This window comes from Pseudomonas sp. FDAARGOS_380, from assembly GCF_002591235.1.
In the GTDB taxonomy this organism is placed as follows: Bacteria; Pseudomonadota; Gammaproteobacteria; order Pseudomonadales; family Pseudomonadaceae; genus Aquipseudomonas; species Aquipseudomonas salmasensis.
On sequence record NZ_CP023969.1, the window covers coordinates 2,109,461 to 2,125,858 of the forward strand.

At 61.5% G+C, this 16,398-nt stretch carries 17 protein-coding genes; 8 read left to right on the plus strand and 9 right to left on the minus strand.

Annotated features, from left to right (window positions below):
* Positions 1-364: 364 nt before the first annotated feature.
* Positions 365-1,768 carry a NorM family multidrug efflux MATE transporter gene (locus CRN80_RS09840; RefSeq protein WP_098950050.1) on the minus strand — a complete coding sequence of 468 codons (1,404 nt, stop codon included), beginning with the start codon at positions 1,766-1,768 and terminating at the stop codon, positions 365-367.
* A 152-nt stretch (positions 1,769-1,920) separates the two neighbouring features.
* Here CRN80_RS09840 and CRN80_RS09845 point away from each other — a divergent pair, with 152 nt between their 5' ends.
* Positions 1,921-2,841 (plus strand): LysR substrate-binding domain-containing protein, encoded by a 921-nt coding sequence (locus CRN80_RS09845; protein WP_098950051.1) that lies wholly within the window; start codon positions 1,921-1,923, stop codon positions 2,839-2,841.
* Positions 2,842-3,017: 176 nt separating this feature from the next.
* Entirely contained in the window at positions 3,018-4,994 is a 1,977-nt protein-coding gene (locus CRN80_RS09850) for a methyl-accepting chemotaxis protein (RefSeq protein ID WP_032894554.1), read from the plus strand.
* Between the two features lie 121 nt (positions 4,995-5,115).
* On the opposite strand, the gene CRN80_RS09855 is transcribed toward CRN80_RS09850, so the two are convergent.
* Both CRN80_RS09855 and CRN80_RS09870 read right to left on the minus strand, forming a co-directional pair.
* The gene (locus CRN80_RS09855) at positions 5,116-6,612 is read right to left on the minus strand and encodes a YifB family Mg chelatase-like AAA ATPase (RefSeq protein WP_098950052.1); all 1,497 of its coding nucleotides are present in this window, start codon (positions 6,610-6,612) and stop codon (positions 5,116-5,118) included.
* A gap of 740 nt (positions 6,613-7,352) precedes the next feature.
* Positions 7,353-7,616, minus strand: a complete 264-nt coding sequence (locus CRN80_RS09870) for an accessory factor UbiK family protein (protein ID WP_003195432.1) — start codon at positions 7,614-7,616, stop codon at positions 7,353-7,355.
* A 423-nt stretch (positions 7,617-8,039) separates the two neighbouring features.
* Here CRN80_RS09870 and glnK point away from each other — a divergent pair, with 423 nt between their 5' ends.
* The 4 genes from glnK to sutA all read left to right on the plus strand — a co-directional run bounded on the left by glnK (position 8,040) and on the right by sutA (position 10,822).
* Positions 8,040-8,378 (plus strand): P-II family nitrogen regulator, encoded by a 339-nt coding sequence (gene glnK / locus CRN80_RS09875; RefSeq protein ID WP_002555808.1) that lies wholly within the window; start codon positions 8,040-8,042, stop codon positions 8,376-8,378.
* A gap of 34 nt (positions 8,379-8,412) precedes the next feature.
* A complete protein-coding gene (locus tag CRN80_RS09880; protein WP_020302863.1) occupies positions 8,413-9,750 on the plus strand; it encodes an ammonium transporter in 1,338 nt (445 codons plus the stop codon).
* A 208-nt stretch (positions 9,751-9,958) separates the two neighbouring features.
* Positions 9,959-10,384 (plus strand): secondary thiamine-phosphate synthase enzyme YjbQ, encoded by a 426-nt coding sequence (locus tag CRN80_RS09885; RefSeq protein ID WP_032894557.1) that lies wholly within the window; start codon positions 9,959-9,961, stop codon positions 10,382-10,384.
* A 102-nt stretch (positions 10,385-10,486) separates the two neighbouring features.
* Positions 10,487-10,822 (plus strand): transcriptional regulator SutA, encoded by a 336-nt coding sequence (gene sutA, locus CRN80_RS09890; protein ID WP_003195427.1) that lies wholly within the window; start codon positions 10,487-10,489, stop codon positions 10,820-10,822.
* A gap of 196 nt (positions 10,823-11,018) precedes the next feature.
* Here the strand turns inward: sutA and CRN80_RS09895 are convergent, their stop codons facing one another.
* Genes CRN80_RS09895 through CRN80_RS09920 form a run of 6 tightly spaced genes read right to left on the minus strand, consistent with a single transcriptional unit; the run spans position 11,019 to position 15,606 of the window.
* Positions 11,019-11,714, minus strand: a complete 696-nt coding sequence (locus tag CRN80_RS09895) for an HAD family hydrolase (RefSeq protein WP_098950054.1) — start codon at positions 11,712-11,714, stop codon at positions 11,019-11,021.
* Positions 11,711-12,610 (minus strand): tyrosine recombinase XerC, encoded by a 900-nt coding sequence (gene xerC / locus CRN80_RS09900; RefSeq protein ID WP_056790979.1) that lies wholly within the window; start codon positions 12,608-12,610, stop codon positions 11,711-11,713. The genes CRN80_RS09895 and xerC overlap by 4 nt, the downstream gene beginning before the upstream one ends.
* A 2-nt stretch (positions 12,611-12,612) precedes the next feature.
* Positions 12,613-13,329 carry a DUF484 family protein gene (locus tag CRN80_RS09905; protein ID WP_098950055.1) on the minus strand — a complete coding sequence of 239 codons (717 nt, stop codon included), beginning with the start codon at positions 13,327-13,329 and terminating at the stop codon, positions 12,613-12,615.
* A gap of 13 nt (positions 13,330-13,342) precedes the next feature.
* Positions 13,343-14,173 carry a diaminopimelate epimerase gene (gene dapF / locus CRN80_RS09910; protein ID WP_032894562.1) on the minus strand — a complete coding sequence of 277 codons (831 nt, stop codon included), beginning with the start codon at positions 14,171-14,173 and terminating at the stop codon, positions 13,343-13,345.
* Between the two features lie 3 nt (positions 14,174-14,176).
* Positions 14,177-15,424 carry a diaminopimelate decarboxylase gene (gene lysA, locus CRN80_RS09915; protein WP_032894563.1) on the minus strand — a complete coding sequence of 416 codons (1,248 nt, stop codon included), beginning with the start codon at positions 15,422-15,424 and terminating at the stop codon, positions 14,177-14,179.
* 14 nt (positions 15,425-15,438) lie between these two features.
* Positions 15,439-15,606 carry a lipoprotein gene (locus CRN80_RS09920; protein WP_003195417.1) on the minus strand — a complete coding sequence of 56 codons (168 nt, stop codon included), beginning with the start codon at positions 15,604-15,606 and terminating at the stop codon, positions 15,439-15,441.
* Between the two features lie 238 nt (positions 15,607-15,844).
* Here CRN80_RS09920 and cyaY point away from each other — a divergent pair, with 238 nt between their 5' ends.
* Both cyaY and CRN80_RS09930 read left to right on the plus strand, forming a co-directional pair.
* Positions 15,845-16,177, plus strand: a complete 333-nt coding sequence (gene cyaY, locus CRN80_RS09925) for an iron donor protein CyaY (RefSeq protein WP_032894564.1) — start codon at positions 15,845-15,847, stop codon at positions 16,175-16,177.
* On the plus strand, positions 16,177-16,398 hold the full coding sequence (locus CRN80_RS09930; RefSeq protein ID WP_178110588.1) for a DUF1289 domain-containing protein: 222 nt from the start codon (positions 16,177-16,179) through the stop codon (positions 16,396-16,398). Before cyaY ends, CRN80_RS09930 begins: the two co-directional genes overlap by 1 nt.

The following is a 16,398-nucleotide window of genomic DNA, read 5'->3' on the forward strand; positions in this document are numbered from 1 at the left end:
CACTTTTGAAAAAGCGCAAAAGTAAGCAAAACGCTCTTGCCCCACCACTCGGCACCTCGCTTAGGCTCGGTGTGCCCGAACACAGGCTTGAATTCGTGGGCCGCCGCCACGCGCCATCCATGGCGCGGGGCGGCTAACCCGGCGTCCTGCCGGGTTACCCACGAATTCAAGCCTGCGTTCGGCCAGCGTGGTTTAACGGGGCGCCTAAGATCAAAAGCAGATCAAGAGCGACTCGCTTCGCATCGTGGTTACCGTCTGCTGTTACAACCCACAAAGTTGTGTAGATCCTATGCTGCGATGGCGGTGTTGGATTCACTACCGCTATCGCAGGCAAGCCAGCCTCCACATGGACCGCGTGCATTCGCTAGTCAGCCAGTGCCGCTTGGAATCCAACAGGAGCATCCGGCTCCTGCCGAATCATCCGTTTCATCTTCGCCTCAAACGCCCAGGTCAGGCTCACCGCTGCACACGCCAGGCCCAGTGCCAGGCCCCACCAGACGCCGGTTGGCCCCCAGCCCAGGGTGAACGCCATCAACCAGGCCGACGGTGCACCAATCAGCCAATAGCAACCCAGCCCCACCAGGAAGGTGGTCTTGGCGTCCTTCAAGCCACGGATACAACCCATGGCGATGGTCTGCACGCCGTCGAACAATTCGAACCAGGCAGCGACGGCCAGTAGGCTCACTGCCAGCACGATGACGTCATGGAATGCCGGGTCGTCATGGTCGAGGAACAGTCCGATCAGCGGGTCGGAAAACAGCCACAGCACCGCGGCAAACCCCAACATCACCATGGCGCCGAACCCTATGCCGACCCGTCCGGCCAAGCGTGCTTGCAGCAACTGCCCGGCGCCGTAGTGCTGACCGATGCGCATGGTCACCGCGTAGGACATCCCCGCCGGCACCATGAAGGCCACCGAGACAATCTGCAGGGCGATCTGATGCGCCGCCAACTGCGTGCTGCCCATGGTGCCCATGCACAATGCCGCAAAGGCAAACAACCCGACTTCTACCGCATAGGTGCCGCCAATCGGCAGGCCCAGGCGCCACAGTTCGCGCAGGTAGTGGGTATTCAGGCGCAGCAGGCCGGTGCCCAGCGGGTAAGCGGCGTAGGCGCGGTTGCTGCGGATGTACCACATCAATGCCAGCGCCATGCCATTGGCGACGATGGCGGTCACCAGGCCGATGCCCATCAGGCCCAGTTTCGGCAGGCCGAACATGCCTTCGATCAGCGCATGGTTGAGCAGGTAGTTGACCACGGTGCCGCACAGGCTGATCACCATCACCGGGGTGGCCTTGCCGATGGCGCTGGTAAAGCCGCGCAGGGCCATGAAGCTCAGGTAGCCGGGCAGGGCAAAGGGCAGGATCGTCAGGAATTGCCCGGCTGCCTGCACGTTGGTTTCGGTCTGGCCGAACATCAACAGCACCGGCTTCAAGTTCCATAGCAGCAGCGCCGCCGCCAGGGCCATCAACCACGCCAGCCACAGCCCGGCCTGGGTCAGGCGAGTGGCGCCGTCGATATCGCCGGCGCCATGGCGAATGGCGACGAGGGTGCCCACGGCTGCAATCACGCCGATGCAGAAGATCGCCACGAACGAATAGCTCGCCGCGCCCAGGCCTCCGCCGGCCAGGGCCTCGGGGCTCAAGCGCGCCATCATCAAGGTGTCGGTCAGCACCATCAGCATGTGCGCCAACTGTGAGGCAATCAACGGCCCCGATAGCCGCAGAATGGCCCAGAGTTCGGTACGTGCCGGATGTTGCATGATCATCACACTCGAATAGTCAGGACAGTGGGGAAGGGTTGATTCTCGGCGCATTCAGCCCATTGCACAAAAGGATAAAAGCGATCGTTGGCATGATTAAAACTCATACTTGAGCGATTCTGGTAGGGTTTCCAGATTGCGCAGTCGGAGCTTTCAGCATGTCCCGTCGTCTTCCTCCTCTTTACGCCTTGCGGGCATTTGAAGCCGCCTCCCGCCACCACTCGTTTACCCGTGCGGCTGAAGAATTGTCGATTACCCAAAGTGCGATCAGCCGGCATATCCGCACGCTCGAAGATTATTTTGCCTGCCGGTTGTTCCAGCGCAGCGGTCGCACGTTGCAGCTCACGGAAGCGGCGCGTTTGTTACTGCCTGGCGTACGGGAAGGCTTCGCTGCCCTGGAGCGTGCTTGCCATACCTTGAATGCCGAAGATGACATCCTGCGTATGAAGGCGCCGTCCACCTTGACCATGCGCTGGCTGCTGGCGCGGCTGAGTCGCTTCCGCGCCTTGCAGCCAGGCAATGAGGTGCAGCTCACCAGTGCGTGGATGAGCATCGATGAAGTGGACTTCAACCAAGAACCGTTCGACTGCGCGGTGTTGCTCAGCAACGGGCACTTTCCGGTGGACTGGGAGGCCAGTTATCTGTTTGCGGAAATGCTGATCCCGGTGGGAGCGCCCAATCTGTTGGACGACGGTCCCTGGGACGTGACTCGGTTGGCAACCGCCGAGTTGCTGCACCCGACCCCGGACCGTCGCGACTGGCGTTACTGGTTGCAGCGCATGGGGCTCTCGTCTCAGGTTTCACTCAAGGGTGGGCAGGTGTTCGACACGCTTGAGCTGGGCATGATCGCCGCCGCCCGAGGCTATGGCGTCTCCATGGGTGATTTGCTGATGGTGGCCGAAGACGTGGCACAGGGACGCCTGAGCCTGCCATGGCCCACGGCGGTCGCCAGTGGGGAAAGCTACTACCTGGTGTGGCCGAAAACCCGTCCCGGTGGTGAGCGCTTGCGACGGCTGGCGGAATTTCTTCAGGGTGAAGTCAAGGCGATGGAATTGCCTCGGGTCGAACGCCTCGATTGAGTGGCGGCGAGTTGTTAGTGCAATCGTTTGCGGGATACCCCTGTGATTCGCTCAAGTATTGCCAAATGCCGCCGAAGAAGGGGGTTGGAACCATCGTGCATCAACGTTTCCCACTAGATAATTTGCCGAGCAGCGCTATGAGATCAGGATGATCCTGGCCTCGGCCAGGAGCTGTCATGTCTCAACCCCGTGCCCGGATTGCCTCCCAGTTAGGCCTCGCACTCGCCGTGATTCTCGCTGTCGTCATCAGCGGCAGTACGGTCTTTGCCTTGCGTACCCTCGACTCCGCCAACCTCGCCACCCGCGAGGAGCACCTGGCCAGCGAGGCGCGTTTGCTCGCCGACCAACTCAACACCTTCCACAGCACCCTGCGCGAAAGCACCCAGCGTTTGAGCGGGCTGTTTGAAAAGCGCTTCGGCGCAGGCTTGAGTGTGCGTGCGGACCAACCCGTGGCCGTGGCCGGCGTGCAGACGCCGAGCCTCTACCTGGGCAACGAGGTGCTGAACAACAACTTCGAAGAAGTGGATGAGTTCAAGCAGATGTCCGGTGGCGTGGCCACGGTGTTCGTGCGCAGCGGCGACGACTTTATCCGCGTCAGCACCTCCCTGGCCAAGCAGGATGGCAATCGCGCCATTGGCACCGTGCTTGACCGTCAGGGCGCGGCCTACCAGCGCGTTGTGAGCGGCCAGACCTACATCGGCCGTGCCGTGTTGTTCGACCGCTCCTATATGACCCAATACAGCCCCGTGCGTGACAGCAGTGGCCAGGTCATCGCCGTGCTGTTCATCGGTTTCGATTACACCGATGCCCAGAACGCCCAGTTTGAAAACCTCAAGCGCTTCCGCATTGGCCAGACCGGCTCCCTCGCGCTGCTCGATGAGCAAAAGCACTGGCTGGTGCCGCCGGCTGGCGTGCAAGCGCCGGATCAGGCGATTGCCGTGATGCTCGACCTGGCGAAAAAGCCGGGGGCAGGCCGTTTCTGGAGTGACAAGAACGAAGATTTCTATAGCGTCTCGGTGCCGTTCGAAGGCGGCCCTTGGGCGGTGGTAGCGAGCATGCCCAAGGCTGAGATTCGCGCCGTGACCTGGGAGGTCGGCATCCGCCTGGTGATCGGCAGTGTGCTGGCGATGTTGCTGGCAGTGGGCGCCACGGTGTGGCTGTTGCGCAGCAAGCTGGCGCCATTGAGCGAGCTGGTACGCCAGGCTCAGGCCCTGGGTGCGGGCGATTTGAGTGCGCGGCTCAATGTATCCAGCCATGACGAAATCGGCCAGTTGGCGCGCAGTTTCAACCAGATGGGTGAAGCGCTGTCGACCATGGTGTCGCATATCCGTACCGCCGCCGAACAGGTCAACAGCCGCGCCCAGGCGCTTTCGGGCTTGTCTGGTGGTGCCTACGAAGGCATGGAGCAACAGTCCGGCGAGATCACCAGCATGGCTGGCGCAGTGGAAGAGTTCAGTGCTACTTCGCTGAATATCGCCGACAACATGGGTAATACCGAGCGCCTGGCTCAAGAGAATGCCCAGCAAACCCGTATTGGCCGCACCTCGATGCAAGAGGCCTCATCGTCCCTGGAACATATCGCCACCGCGCTGAACAGCACCGCTGCCGTGATCAACACCCTGGGCCAGCGTTCCCAGGAAATCGGCGGGATTGTCGGCGTGATTACCGCCATCGCTGAACAGACCAACCTGCTGGCGCTCAACGCCGCCATCGAAGCTGCCCGCGCCGGCGAGCAAGGCCGTGGTTTCGCCGTGGTCGCCGATGAGGTGCGCAACCTGGCTTCGCGCACCCGCCAGGCCACCGATGAAATTTCCGGCATGATCCAGAGCATCCAGCAGGAAACCGGCAACGCCATCAGCACCATGGAGCATGGTAATGCGCTGATGCAGGAAGGCCTGTCGCGCAACGCCGACGTGGCCTCGGCCCTGGCGCGTATCGACGAGCAAAGCCGCTCGGCCGGCCAGCAGTTCGCAGCGATCACCACCGCCACCCAGGAGCAGAGCAGCACCGCGACCTTGCTCAGCAGCAACCTGCAGAGCATTGCGCTGGCCAACAGCGAGCAGCGTGAAGTGGTGTCGAACCTGGCGGTTACCGCCAAGGAACTGGAGACCTTGGCGGCAGGCTTGCGCCATGAGGTGGATCGGTTTCGCTGACGCACCGCCAAACAAATTGTGTGCGGGCTTGCTCGCGAATGCGGAGTGTCAGATCACCCATCTGCTACTGATTTACCGCATTCGCGAGCAAGCCCGCTCCCACATTGATATTGCGTAAGGCTCAAGTCACGGATGTGGGGCGGTATTGCAGGGCCTCCTTCAGATGGTCACGGGTGATGGCGTCCATCTGGTCCAGGTCCGCCAAGGTGCGCGCCACCTTCAGCAGCCGATGGGCCGCCCGCAGTGACAGTGTCAACCGCTCGCAGGCGGTCTCCAGCCAACCCTCGTCGACCTTTGGCAGCTTGCAGTGCTGGCGCAGCCCCGGCAGGTCCAGAAAAGCATTGGCACACCCCTGGCGTTGCTGTTGGCGCTCGCGTGCTTGCGCTACCCGCACCGAGGCATCGGCCGTGGTATCGCCCGCCTGTTGAGTGGGGCTCAGGGCAGTGGCTTCCCGCGCGACGGTCAGGTGCAAATCAATCCGGTCCAGCAAAGGGCCGGATAGCTTGTTGCGATAACGCTGGATCTGCTCCGGTGTACACCGGCAACGCCCGCTGGGCTCGCCCATGTAGCCGCAAGGGCAGGGGTTCATCGCCGCGACCAGTTGAAAGCGTGCCGGGAAGCTCACACGGTCACGGGCGCGGGAGATCACGATGTGCCCCGACTCCAATGGCTCACGCAGCACCTCCAGCACCTTGCGATCGAACTCTGGCAGCTCATCCAGGAACAACACCCCGTGATGGGCCAGGGTGATTTCCCCCGGTTGTGGCTTCGAGCCGCCACCCACCAGTGCCGGCCCGGATGCCGAGTGGTGTGGCTGACGGAACGGGCGGTTGGGCCAATGGCTCAGCGGTGCCAGGCTGACCACGGATTGGATAGCGGCCACTTCCAGTGCTTCCTGCTCGCTCAACGGCGGCAGCAAACCCGGTAGCCGGCTGGCCAATAAGGTCTTGCCGGTACCCGGTGGCCCGCTGAACAGCAGGTTATGCGCGCCCGCCGCCGCGATCAGCAATGCGCGCTTGGCCGCGAGTTGGCCCTGTACTTCACTCAGGTCCGGGTAAGGCTTGTTCAAGTACAGCAAACCGTCGGACCTGTAGGGCTCCATCGGCACATGCCCATTCAAGTGCGCCACCACTTGAAGCAAGTGATCCACCGCAATCACCTTCAATCCCGAAGCCAGGCACGCCTCCTCGGCATTGGCACGCGGCACTATCACGGTGCGCCCGGCCTTGCGCGCCGCCAGCGCGGCCGGCAACACGCCCTTCACCGCGCGCACCTCGCCGGACAGCGCCAATTCCCCAAGGCATTCCACGTCATCGAGCATCAAGGCCGGCACCTGCACACTGGCCGCCAGGATGCCCAGGGCAATCGCCAGATCAAAACGCCCGCCGTCCTTGGGCAGGTCGGCGGGCGCGAGGTTGAGCGTGATGCGGCGGGCCGGGTATTGCAGCGCCGAGTTGAGGATGGCACTGCGCACGCGGTCTTTGCTTTCCTTCACTGCGGTTTCGGGCAAACCCACCAAGGTGAGAGACGGCAGGCCGTTGGCCATATGCACTTCGACGGTGACGGCGGGGGCTTCTACACCGACCTGGGCGCGGCTGTGGACGATGGCGAGGGACATGCTCGTTCCTTGAATGGGAGGGCCGCTTCCTGCGGTTTTTTTCAAGGGTAGACGAGGTGGGATGGAGCGGGGCGGGGGAGGTTTTACAGAACGTATCCGGGGCAGCAATGCAAAAAAATGTGGGAGCGGGCTTGCCTGCGATGGCGGTGTGTCAGCAAAGAATCATCCGCTGATGCACCGCCATCGCGGCATAGGTATCTACACAACTTTGTAGGCTGTCGCAGCAAACGGTAACCACGATGCGAAGCGAGTCGCTCTTGATCTGCTTTTGATCTTAGGCGCCCCGTCAAACCACGCTGGCCGGAATTCGACAGGGATTTGGGGGGTAAACCGGCAGGGATGCCGGTTTAGCCGCCCCGCGCCATGGATGGCGCGTGGCGGCGGCCCCCCAAATCTCTGGCGGATTACGGGCACACCGAGCCTAGGCGAGGTGCCGAGTGGTGGGGCAAGAGCGTTTTGCTTACTTTTGCGCTTTTCAAAAGTGAGCCGCCGTCAGGGCGGAACCCTAAGTGGCCGTTACCGCAGGAATGGATATGTACACAATCCAGCTGTGTTGACTGTCAGGCCGCTATCGCAGGCAAGCCAGCTCCCACATTTGGATCGCGGTGCGTCAGTTAGAACAGCGTCGGCTATCCGGTCGTCACGGGAGCAAGCTCCCTCGCCACAGGTCCAGCGTCACACCAAAGTTGTGTAGATACCTATGGCCATCGCAGGCAAGTCAGCTCCCACGCTCACCGTGTTTATTCAGCAGAGGGTGGCGTCAACCGTGCTTCAAGTTCAGCCACCTTCGCCTCCAGGCTCTCCAGTCGCGCACGTGTGCGGGCCAGCACCACCATCTGGCTGTCAAACTCTTCCCGGCTGACCAGGTCGAGCTTGCTGAAACCACTCTGTAGCAAAGCCTTGAACTGGCTTTCGATTTCATTGCGGGGCAGCGGGGTGTCGCCGCTGAACAGGCGAGAGGCGTGGCCGCTCAGGGCGTCGAGGAAGTCTTTGGGCGCGAGCATTGGACATATTCCGGAAAACAGTTGGCCGGCAGTGTATCACGCAGCGTCTATAGTCATTTTCACGCCCCGTTGCGCACGGTTTTCGCGCATTGGGGCGGGCGGCCGCGCACTGTTTTGATGCGCATTGCGGCCACGCAGGCGCCCCGTAGGTGGGCACAAGCGGGCAATGGATTGATTTCAGTGGTTTTTACGGAGCTGGCAAGGTTTCTGCTTAGACGATCATGACCCATGCACTGATGCAGTCGCTGTGACGAATGCAGTGCGCCGACGGATCCGGGGTACAGGGCTCGTCACCAGTGGTTCGCTGGTGTCGCGACGGCAAATGCCGAGGCGACGATGCGTTACAAAGCCAGGCACTGCGCTTAGACTTGAGACGGGTTTGTTTTCCTGGGGCAAGTCCACCAAATTCGGGAGAGAGTTTTCATGAAGCTAGTCACTGCCATCATCAAGCCGTTCAAGTTGGACGATGTTCGCGAGTCACTGTCCGAGATCGGCGTGCAGGGCATTACCGTTACTGAGGTCAAGGGCTTCGGTCGGCAGAAGGGTCATACCGAGCTGTATCGCGGCGCGGAATACGTGGTCGATTTCCTGCCGAAGGTGAAGATCGACGTCGCCATTGACGACAAGGATCTTGACCGGGTTATCGAGGCGATAACCAAGGCGGCCAACACCGGCAAGATCGGTGACGGCAAGATCTTCGTGGTCAATCTGGAACAGGCTATTCGCATCCGTACCGGCGAAACCGATACCGACGCAATCTAAGCCGCCAAACCCCAACGCCCCAGGAGAAAACAATATGACTCTGCGTAAATTCGCAGGGCTCGGAGCCCTGCTGTCCATCGTAATGCCAAGCCTGGCCATGGCGGCAGACGAAGTGGCTGCTCCAGTCCTCAATTCCGGCGACACCGCTTGGATGCTCACTGCCACCGCGCTGGTGCTGTTCATGACCATCCCTGGCCTGGCGCTGTTCTACGGCGGCATGGTCCGCTCCAAAAACATTCTGTCGGTGATGATGCAGTGCTTTGCCATCACTGGCCTGATCAGCATCCTGTGGGTCGTCTACGGCTACAGCATCGCGTTCGATACCACCGGTATGGAACAAGGCGTGGTCAACTTCAATTCCTTCTTCGGCGGCATGGGTAAGGCGTTCCTGGCGGGTGTCACCCCGGCCAGCATCACCGGGCCGGCGGCGCTGTTTCCGGAAGCCGTGTTCATCACCTTCCAGATGACCTTCGCCATCATTACCCCGGCGCTGATCGTCGGTGCTTTCGCTGAGCGTATGAAGTTCTCCGCGATGCTGATCTTCATGGCTATCTGGTTCACCCTGGTCTATGCGCCGATCGCGCACATGGTCTGGAGCGGCAACGGCGGCCTGATGTGGGACTGGGGCGTGCTGGACTTCGCGGGCGGCACCGTCGTGCACATCAACGCGGGTGTGGCTGGCCTGGTGGCGTGCATCGTGCTCGGCAAGCGTAAAGGCTTCCCGACCACTCCGATGGCCCCGCATAATCTGGGCTATACCCTGGTGGGTGCGGCCATGCTGTGGATCGGCTGGTTCGGCTTCAACGCCGGTTCCGCTGCGGCGGCCAACGGCACCGCGGGCATGGCGATGCTGGTGACTCAGATCGCCACCGCCGCTGCGGCCCTGGGCTGGATGTTTGCCGAATGGATCACCCACGGCAAGCCAAGCGCACTGGGCATCGCCTCGGGCGTGGTCGCCGGCCTCGTCGCCGTGACGCCGGCAGCGGGCACCGTGGGCCCGATGGGCGCCCTGGTGATTGGCCTGGTCGCTGGTGTGGTGTGCTTCTTCTGCGCGACCAGTCTCAAGCGCAAGCTGGGTTATGACGACTCCCTGGACGCTTTCGGCGTGCACGGTATCGGCGGTATCGTCGGTGCGATCCTCACCGGTGTGTTCGCAGCCCCGGCACTGGGCGGCTTCGGCACCGTGACCGACATCGCAGCTCAAGTCTGGATCCAGTGCAAAGGCGTGGGCTTCACCGTGATCTACACGGCGATCGTGACCTACGTCATCCTCAAGGTGCTCGACATGGTCATGGGCCTGCGTGTCACCGAAGAAGAAGAGGCGGTAGGCCTCGACCTGGCGCAGCACAACGAGCGCGGCTACAACTTGTAACTACGTGAAAAAACATGCCCGGCTTGCCGGGCATTTTTTTGCCTGGCGTTTGTCTGTGGCTAAAGGTGCATGGGTTTTTTATCGAGTTTGTGATGGGATCCACACAGTACTTTTAAGGGTGCAAATGTCTTACAGGCATGAAGGCGTATTCGGCCCTTTGTTTTTTCTCAGAGCGCGCTAGAATGCGCGCCGATGGGCGGAGAACTGTATGTGGCAACAGACCCTGATTACCCTGCGGGCCAAGCCCCGGGGCTTTCACTTGGTAACGGACGAGTTGCTTGCCGGCTTGCCTGAATTGAAGGCGTGCCGTGTGGGCCTGTTGCATCTGTGGCTGCAGCACACCTCGGCCTCGTTGACCATCAACGAGAACGCCGACCCGGCGGTTCGCCGTGACTTCGAGCGTTTTTTCAACCTGCTGGTGCCACAAGGTCGCGCAGGGTTTGAACATAACGACGAAGGTCCGGATGATCTGCCGGCGCACTTCAAGGCCAGTCTGCTGGGCTGCCAGTTGAGTTTGCCGGTCAAGGCCGGCCGCTTGGCGATAGGGACCTGGCAAGGTGTTTATCTGGGCGAGCACCGTGATCATGGCGGTGCTCGTAAAGTCCTCGCCACCTTGCACGGTGAAGGGGCATAAGCCATAGGGAATCCTGTGGATGTTGATTTTTTTCCAGCGGCCTCGACAGAGGGTGAAGCTGGGCTATAACTAATCTGCTTTTCGCAAGTCATGAGGTAGAACATGAGCGACGATGATCTGGAACAAGACGACCTCGAAGTAGGTGATGAAGACGACACCGAAGACGGTCTTGAAGCAGTAGCGGCTGACGACGTTGCGGAAGATGCCGATGACAGTGTTGGCGATGACGCGGCTCCCAAAGCCAAAGGCAAAGCCAAGGCGGCTGTTTCGGTAGACGAGTTGCCGAGTGTTGAGGCCAAGAACAAAGAGCGCGATGCCCTGGCCCGTGCGATGGAAGAGTTCCTCGCTAAAGGCGGAAAAGTGCAGGAAGTCGAGGCCAACGTGGTGGCTGATCCACCGAAGAAGCCGGATAACAAGTACGGCAGCCGACCTATCTGAGGTCTGCCTCCTGCTTGTAAGAAAAAGCCCGCCGTCGCTGCGGGCTTTTTCATGCCTGGAATTAAATCTCTCAGGTCACCACAAATCAAATGTGGGAGCGGGCTTGCTCGCGAATGCGGTGGGTCAGTGATGAAGGTATCAACTGACACTGCGCATTCGCGAGCAAGCCCGCTCCCACATTTTTTGATCTATGGTGTTACTGCCAGCTATGCAGCAACTCCGGCAACTCCGTCAGGCTGCGAATCTGTGCATCCGGGCGCTTGTCACCCTCCCAGGCCTTGCCCGTAGGGTTGAACCACACCGCCCGTAGCCCCGCCTGCTGCGCGCCGGCAATATCATCCCCAGGATGATCGCCCACATGCACAGCCGCGCTGGCGTCCACACCGCCACGTTGCAGCGCCTCCTGAAACAGCCGTGCATCCGGCTTGGCGATGCCGATATCTTCAGCGCGCAGGGCAAAGTGAAAGTAGTCCGCCAGGCCCACGCGCTGCACATCGGCATTGCCATTGGTGATCACGCCCAGCAGGAAGTGCTGGCGCAGCGCCTTGAGCATCGGCTCGGCTTCCGGGAACACGGTGAGTTGGTGACGTGCGTGGATGAACGCTTCGAAGCAGACATCCGCCATCTCTGTGGCCTCAGGCTGGGGATAACCGGCCTCCTCGAACGCATGCATCAACACGCGATGGCGCAGCAGGCTGATGCGGTGCTTGAGTTCGGGATGACGCTGCAACACCTGATGGCGCAGGCTGGCAAAATGCTCAAGGGGCAGGTCGCCGACCTTGGACGCGTGGGTCGCCAGCCATTCGCGCATCGACGCTTCGGCGCTGATGATGACGGGTACGTTGTCCCAGAGGGTGTCGTCCAGGTCGAAGGTGATCAGCTTGATACTCATGAGTCGCCGCCCTTGATGCGTTTGGCCCGTGGATGGGCGCTGTCGTACACCGTTGCCAGGTGCTGGAAGTCGAGGTGGGTGTAGATTTGCGTGGTCTTGATATCCGAGTGCCCGAGCAATTCCTGCACGGCGCGCAGGTCCTGGGAGGATTCGAGCAGGTGGCTGGCAAAGGAATGACGCAACATGTGCGGGTGCAGATTCTGCCCCAGCTCGCGCTCGCCAGCGGCCTTGACCCGCAGTTGGATCGCCCGTGGCCCCAGGCGCCGGCCTTGCTGGCTGACAAACACAGCATCGTCTGCCGGGTTGGTCAGCAGGCGTAGCGGCAGCCATAGCTGCAAGGCTTCACGGGCTTTCCTGCCCACGGGCAGTACGCGGGTCTTGCTGCCTTTGCCGAGCACTTGCACCAAGCCATCGGCGAGGTCCAGTTGATCGAGGTTCAGGCCTGTGAGCTCCGACAGGCGCAGGCCCGAGGAATAGAACAGCTCAAGGATGGCCTGGTCGCGATGGGCCAGGAAGTCATCCTCGACGGCACCGTCGAGCAGTTGCAGGGCGCGGTCGGTGTCCAGGGTTTTGGGCAGGCGCCGTTCGCCTTTGGGCGGCGACAGGCCATTGGCCGGGTCGTGGTCGCACAGGCCTTCGCGATTGAGGTAGTGATAGAGGCCGCGCACCGCCGACAGCAGGCGAGACAGGCTGCGTGAGGACTGGCCTTGTTGGTGCAACCGGGCGATCAGGCTGCGCAGGGCCTGGATATCCAGGGCTTTCCAACTGCTGACGTGCTGTTTTTCGCAATAGGCCAGGACCTTGTTCAAGTCCCGCCGATAAGCTTCCAGCGTATGGGGCGACACCTGGCGCTCATTGCGCAGGTGAGCGCAGTAAGCGTCCAGTTGCCGCTCCATGATCAGCGCACCGCGCGCAGGGTGGTGGTGTGACGTGGCAGGACGCGGCCCAGCACTTCGGCGATATAGGTCAGGAACAGCGTGCCCACCGAGCTTTTGTAGTGCGCCGGGTCGCGGCTGGCGATGGCCAGTACCCCGTGCAAGCCTTGATGGCTGAGGGCGATGACGGCCGTAGAGCCGATCTGCTTGCGCTGTTCGGCGCCAAACAGGAAGTCCAGCTCATGCTCGCGCAAAGTGCCGCTGATAGTCTTGCCTTCGGACAGCAGCCCGCCGATGGCCGTCTGCGCCTCGCCACCTGTGACCCAGCGACCCACCGGCATCGGGTTGTCGCTGAACAGGATCAGGCTGACGAAGGGCACCTGGAAATCCTCACGCAGGCTGTCCTCCACGGCGATCACCGTTTCTTCCAGGCTGGTGGCATCCATCAGGGTCAGAATCAGGCGGCGCGTCTTGTCGAACAAACGGTCGTTGTCGCGTGCCACGTCCATCAGATGAGAGAGCCGGTGGCGCATTTCAATATTGCGCTCGCGCAGGATCTTCATCTGCCGCTCCACCAGCGATACGGTATCGCCGCGCTGGTGAGGGATGCGCAGGGCCGGCAGCAGTTCTTCGTGCTCGACGAAGAAGTCCGGGTTAGCCTCAAGGTACGCCGCGACAGCAGCGGCCTCCAGGCTTTCACTCGGGGTTGCGTGTGCGGGTACTTGAGGCTTATCGGTCATTAGCTTGGCTCACTCATAGACGGACTTGTCCTTCGTATACACGCGTGGCCGGCCCGGTCATCATCACCGGGTGGCCAGGGCCTGCCCATTCGATGGACAAACGTCCACCGGGCAGGTCGATCAGCAGCGGCGAATCCATCCACCCCTGGCTGATCGCGGCCACGGCAGCGGCGCAAGCACCGGTGCCGCAAGCCTGGGTTTCGCCGACGCCGCGTTCCCATACGCGCAATTGCGCACGGTTACGGTCGATTACCTGCAAAAAGCCCACATTGGCCCGTGCCGGAAAGCGCGGGTGATGTTCGATCTTCGGCCCCAGTTCGTGCACGGGGGCGTTATTGATGTCGTTGACCCGCAGCACCGCATGGGGGTTGCCCATGGACACGGCGGCGATCTCCGCGGTTTTGCCATCTACGTCCAACGAGTAACTGAGGGCCTGCTCGGTGGCCTGGAACGGAATATCCGCCGGCACCAGGCGCGGCGCGCCCATGTTGACGCTGATCTGGCCATCGTTGCGGATGTCCAGTTCGATCACGCCACCTTTGGTTTCGACGCGAATCTGGCGTTTGGCAGTCAGGCGTTTGTCGAGCACAAAGCGCGCAAAGCAGCGCGCGCCGTTGCCGCACTGTTCCACTTCGGAACCGTCGGAGTTGAAGATCCGGTAGCGAAAATCCACCTCCGGGTTGCTCGGCGCCTCGACCAGCAGCAACTGGTCGAACCCGATCCCGGTGTGGCGATCGCCCCACTGTTTGGCGTGCTTGGGCAGGATGTGCGCGTGCTGGCTGACCAGGTCGAGGACCATGAAATCATTACCCAGCCCGTGCATCTTGGTAAAACGCAGCAGCATGGCTTACTCCGGCAGCAGGCTTTCGCCAGCATACAACTCGGCTACCGTCTCGCGGCGACGCACTTCAAATGCTTGATCACCGTCCACCAGCACCTCGGCGGTACGCCCACGGGTGTTGTAGTTGGAACTCATGACAAACCCGTAGGCACCGGCCGAATGCACGGCCAGCAGATCACCTTCCTCAAGCGCCAACTCACGATCCTTGGCCAGGAAGTCGCCGGTCTCGCAGATCGGCCCGACGATGTCATAGGCGCGGGCTTTGCTTGCGCGCGGCGTCACGGCGGTGACATCCATCCAGGCCTGGTACAGCGCCGGGCGGATCAGGTCGTTCATCGCCGCATCGACGATGGCGAAATCCTTGTGTTCGGTGTGCTTGAGGTACTCGACCTGGGTCAGCAGCACGCCAGCGTTGGCGACGATGTAGCGGCCCGGCTCGAACATCAGCGTGAGGTCGCGGCCTTCGATGCGCTCGCGCACGGCCTGGATATAGTCGGCAATCAGCGGCGGCTCTTCATCGCGATAACGCACACCCACGCCACCACCGAGGTCGATGTGGTGCAGGTAGATGCCGCACTCGCCCAGGCGGTCGATCAACCCCAGCAGGCGGTCGAGGGCATCCAGGAACGGTGGCAATGTAGTCAGTTGCGAACCGATATGGCAGTCGACACCCAGCACTTCCAGGTTCGGCAGTTGGGCGGCGCGGATGTACACGTCTTCGGCGTCGGCGATGGCAATGCCGAACTTGTTCTCTTTGAGACCGGTGGAAATGTACGGGTGGGTGCCGGCGTCGACGTCCGGATTGACGCGCAGGGAGATCGGCGCACGCACGCCCATCTCGGCGGCGACCACTTGCAGGCGCTCCAGCTCGTCGGTGGATTCGACGTTGAAGCAATGCACGCCGACTTCCAGGGCGCGACGCATGTCTTCGCGGCTCTTGCCGACGCCGGAGAAGACGATTTTGTCCGCCTGGCCGCCGGCGGCCAGTACGCGTTCCAGCTCGCCACGGGACACGATGTCAAAACCAGCGCCAAGACGCGCCAGGACATTGAGTACACCCAGGTTGGAGTTGGCCTTGACTGCGTAGCACACCAGGTGCGGCACGCCGTCGAGGGCGTCGGTGAACGAGCGGTATTGGGCTTCGATATGCGCACGCGAGTACACATAGGTCGGGGTGCCGAAGCGCTGGGCAATCGCGGACAAGGCCACGCCTTCCGCGAACAGCTCGCCGTCCCGGTAGTTAAAAGCGTCCATAAGTTTCCCTTGGTTTAGTAGGTGTCGTGCTTATGGGCTTTTGACGGCTTTTGCGACGATTGCGCCTGTTCGTTTGGATCTTTGCTGTCATCCGGCAGGTACAACGGGCCTTTCTGGCCACAGGCACTAACGAGGCAAGCGACCGCGACGAGCGCAGCAAGGGAAGAGATCAGGCGCTTCATGGCGAAATCCTTGAATATGCATTAATTGCGCCCGAGTATACCGACCACCCGCCAGCTTGCCTATGCGCCGCAACACCCGTCCGGCGGGGGTTTGCCGAGACAGTAGGGAAGCAGGCTACGATGCCTGGGGATATTTCGTACCGTCATCCGTGATCAAATCAGTATCCTTTGCAATCGGCGAAGCTCGCCCGTATCGTGCGGCGCTTGAGCAAAACCAGACACTTTTGAGGTTGCCACAATGAGTTTGACCGAAGCCCGTTTTCACGACCTGGTGGATGCCACCCAGCAGGGGCTGGAAGATATTTTCGACGACAGCGGCCTGGACGTGGACCTGGAAAACTCGGCCGGTGTGCTGACCGTCAAGTTCGAGAGCGGCCAGCAACTGATCTTCAGCCGCCAGGAGCCGCTGCGTCAGCTGTGGCTGGCTGCACGCTCCGGTGGCGTTCACTTCGATTACGACGAAGAAAGCGGCAAATGGCAGTGCGACAAGAGTGAAGAGTTGCTGGGTGAGATGCTCGCCCGCCTAGTCCAGGAATACACCGGCGACGAACTGGATTTCGACGAGATCTGATGGTGAGTGAGCCTGCAACCGTACGCCCGCCCAAGCCGCTGTTCAGCAATGTCAGCCCGGCGGTGCCGTCACCTTGTATCAGTTTGTGTCGCCTGGACGAGCAGAAAGTCTGCCTGGGCTGCTTCCGCCATGTGGAAGACATCCGGGAATGGCGCTCTGCCGACGATGCGCGGCGCCGGGTGATCTGCGCCGAGGCCGAGCAGCGCAAGACGAGCACCTGA

What these genes read in the sequence shown, in the direction of transcription:
- CRN80_RS09885 (WP_032894557.1), top strand. Translation starts at nt 9,959, where the DNA reads ATGTGGCAACAGACCCTGATTACCCTGCGGGCCAAGCCCCGGGGCTTT.
- CRN80_RS09845 (WP_098950051.1), top strand. Translation starts at nt 1,921, where the DNA reads ATGTCCCGTCGTCTTCCTCCTCTTTACGCCTTGCGGGCATTTGAAGCC.
- glnK (WP_002555808.1), top strand. Translation starts at nt 8,040, where the DNA reads ATGAAGCTAGTCACTGCCATCATCAAGCCGTTCAAGTTGGACGATGTT.
- CRN80_RS09855 (WP_098950052.1), bottom strand. Translation starts at nt 6,612, where the DNA reads ATGTCCCTCGCCATCGTCCACAGCCGCGCCCAGGTCGGTGTAGAAGCC.
- CRN80_RS09905 (WP_098950055.1), bottom strand. Translation starts at nt 13,329, where the DNA reads ATGACCGATAAGCCTCAAGTACCCGCACACGCAACCCCGAGTGAAAGC.
- CRN80_RS09895 (WP_098950054.1), bottom strand. Translation starts at nt 11,714, where the DNA reads ATGAGTATCAAGCTGATCACCTTCGACCTGGACGACACCCTCTGGGAC.
- dapF (WP_032894562.1), bottom strand. Translation starts at nt 14,173, where the DNA reads ATGCTGCTGCGTTTTACCAAGATGCACGGGCTGGGTAATGATTTCATG.
- CRN80_RS09930 (WP_178110588.1), top strand. Translation starts at nt 16,177, where the DNA reads ATGGTGAGTGAGCCTGCAACCGTACGCCCGCCCAAGCCGCTGTTCAGC.
- lysA (WP_032894563.1), bottom strand. Translation starts at nt 15,424, where the DNA reads ATGGACGCTTTTAACTACCGGGACGGCGAGCTGTTCGCGGAAGGCGTG.
- sutA (WP_003195427.1), top strand. Translation starts at nt 10,487, where the DNA reads ATGAGCGACGATGATCTGGAACAAGACGACCTCGAAGTAGGTGATGAA.
- xerC (WP_056790979.1), bottom strand. Translation starts at nt 12,610, where the DNA reads ATGGAGCGGCAACTGGACGCTTACTGCGCTCACCTGCGCAATGAGCGC.
- CRN80_RS09870 (WP_003195432.1), bottom strand. Translation starts at nt 7,616, where the DNA reads ATGCTCGCGCCCAAAGACTTCCTCGACGCCCTGAGCGGCCACGCCTCT.
- CRN80_RS09920 (WP_003195417.1), bottom strand. Translation starts at nt 15,606, where the DNA reads ATGAAGCGCCTGATCTCTTCCCTTGCTGCGCTCGTCGCGGTCGCTTGC.
- cyaY (WP_032894564.1), top strand. Translation starts at nt 15,845, where the DNA reads ATGAGTTTGACCGAAGCCCGTTTTCACGACCTGGTGGATGCCACCCAG.
- CRN80_RS09880 (WP_020302863.1), top strand. Translation starts at nt 8,413, where the DNA reads ATGACTCTGCGTAAATTCGCAGGGCTCGGAGCCCTGCTGTCCATCGTA.
- CRN80_RS09840 (WP_098950050.1), bottom strand. Translation starts at nt 1,768, where the DNA reads ATGATCATGCAACATCCGGCACGTACCGAACTCTGGGCCATTCTGCGG.
- CRN80_RS09850 (WP_032894554.1), top strand. Translation starts at nt 3,018, where the DNA reads ATGTCTCAACCCCGTGCCCGGATTGCCTCCCAGTTAGGCCTCGCACTC.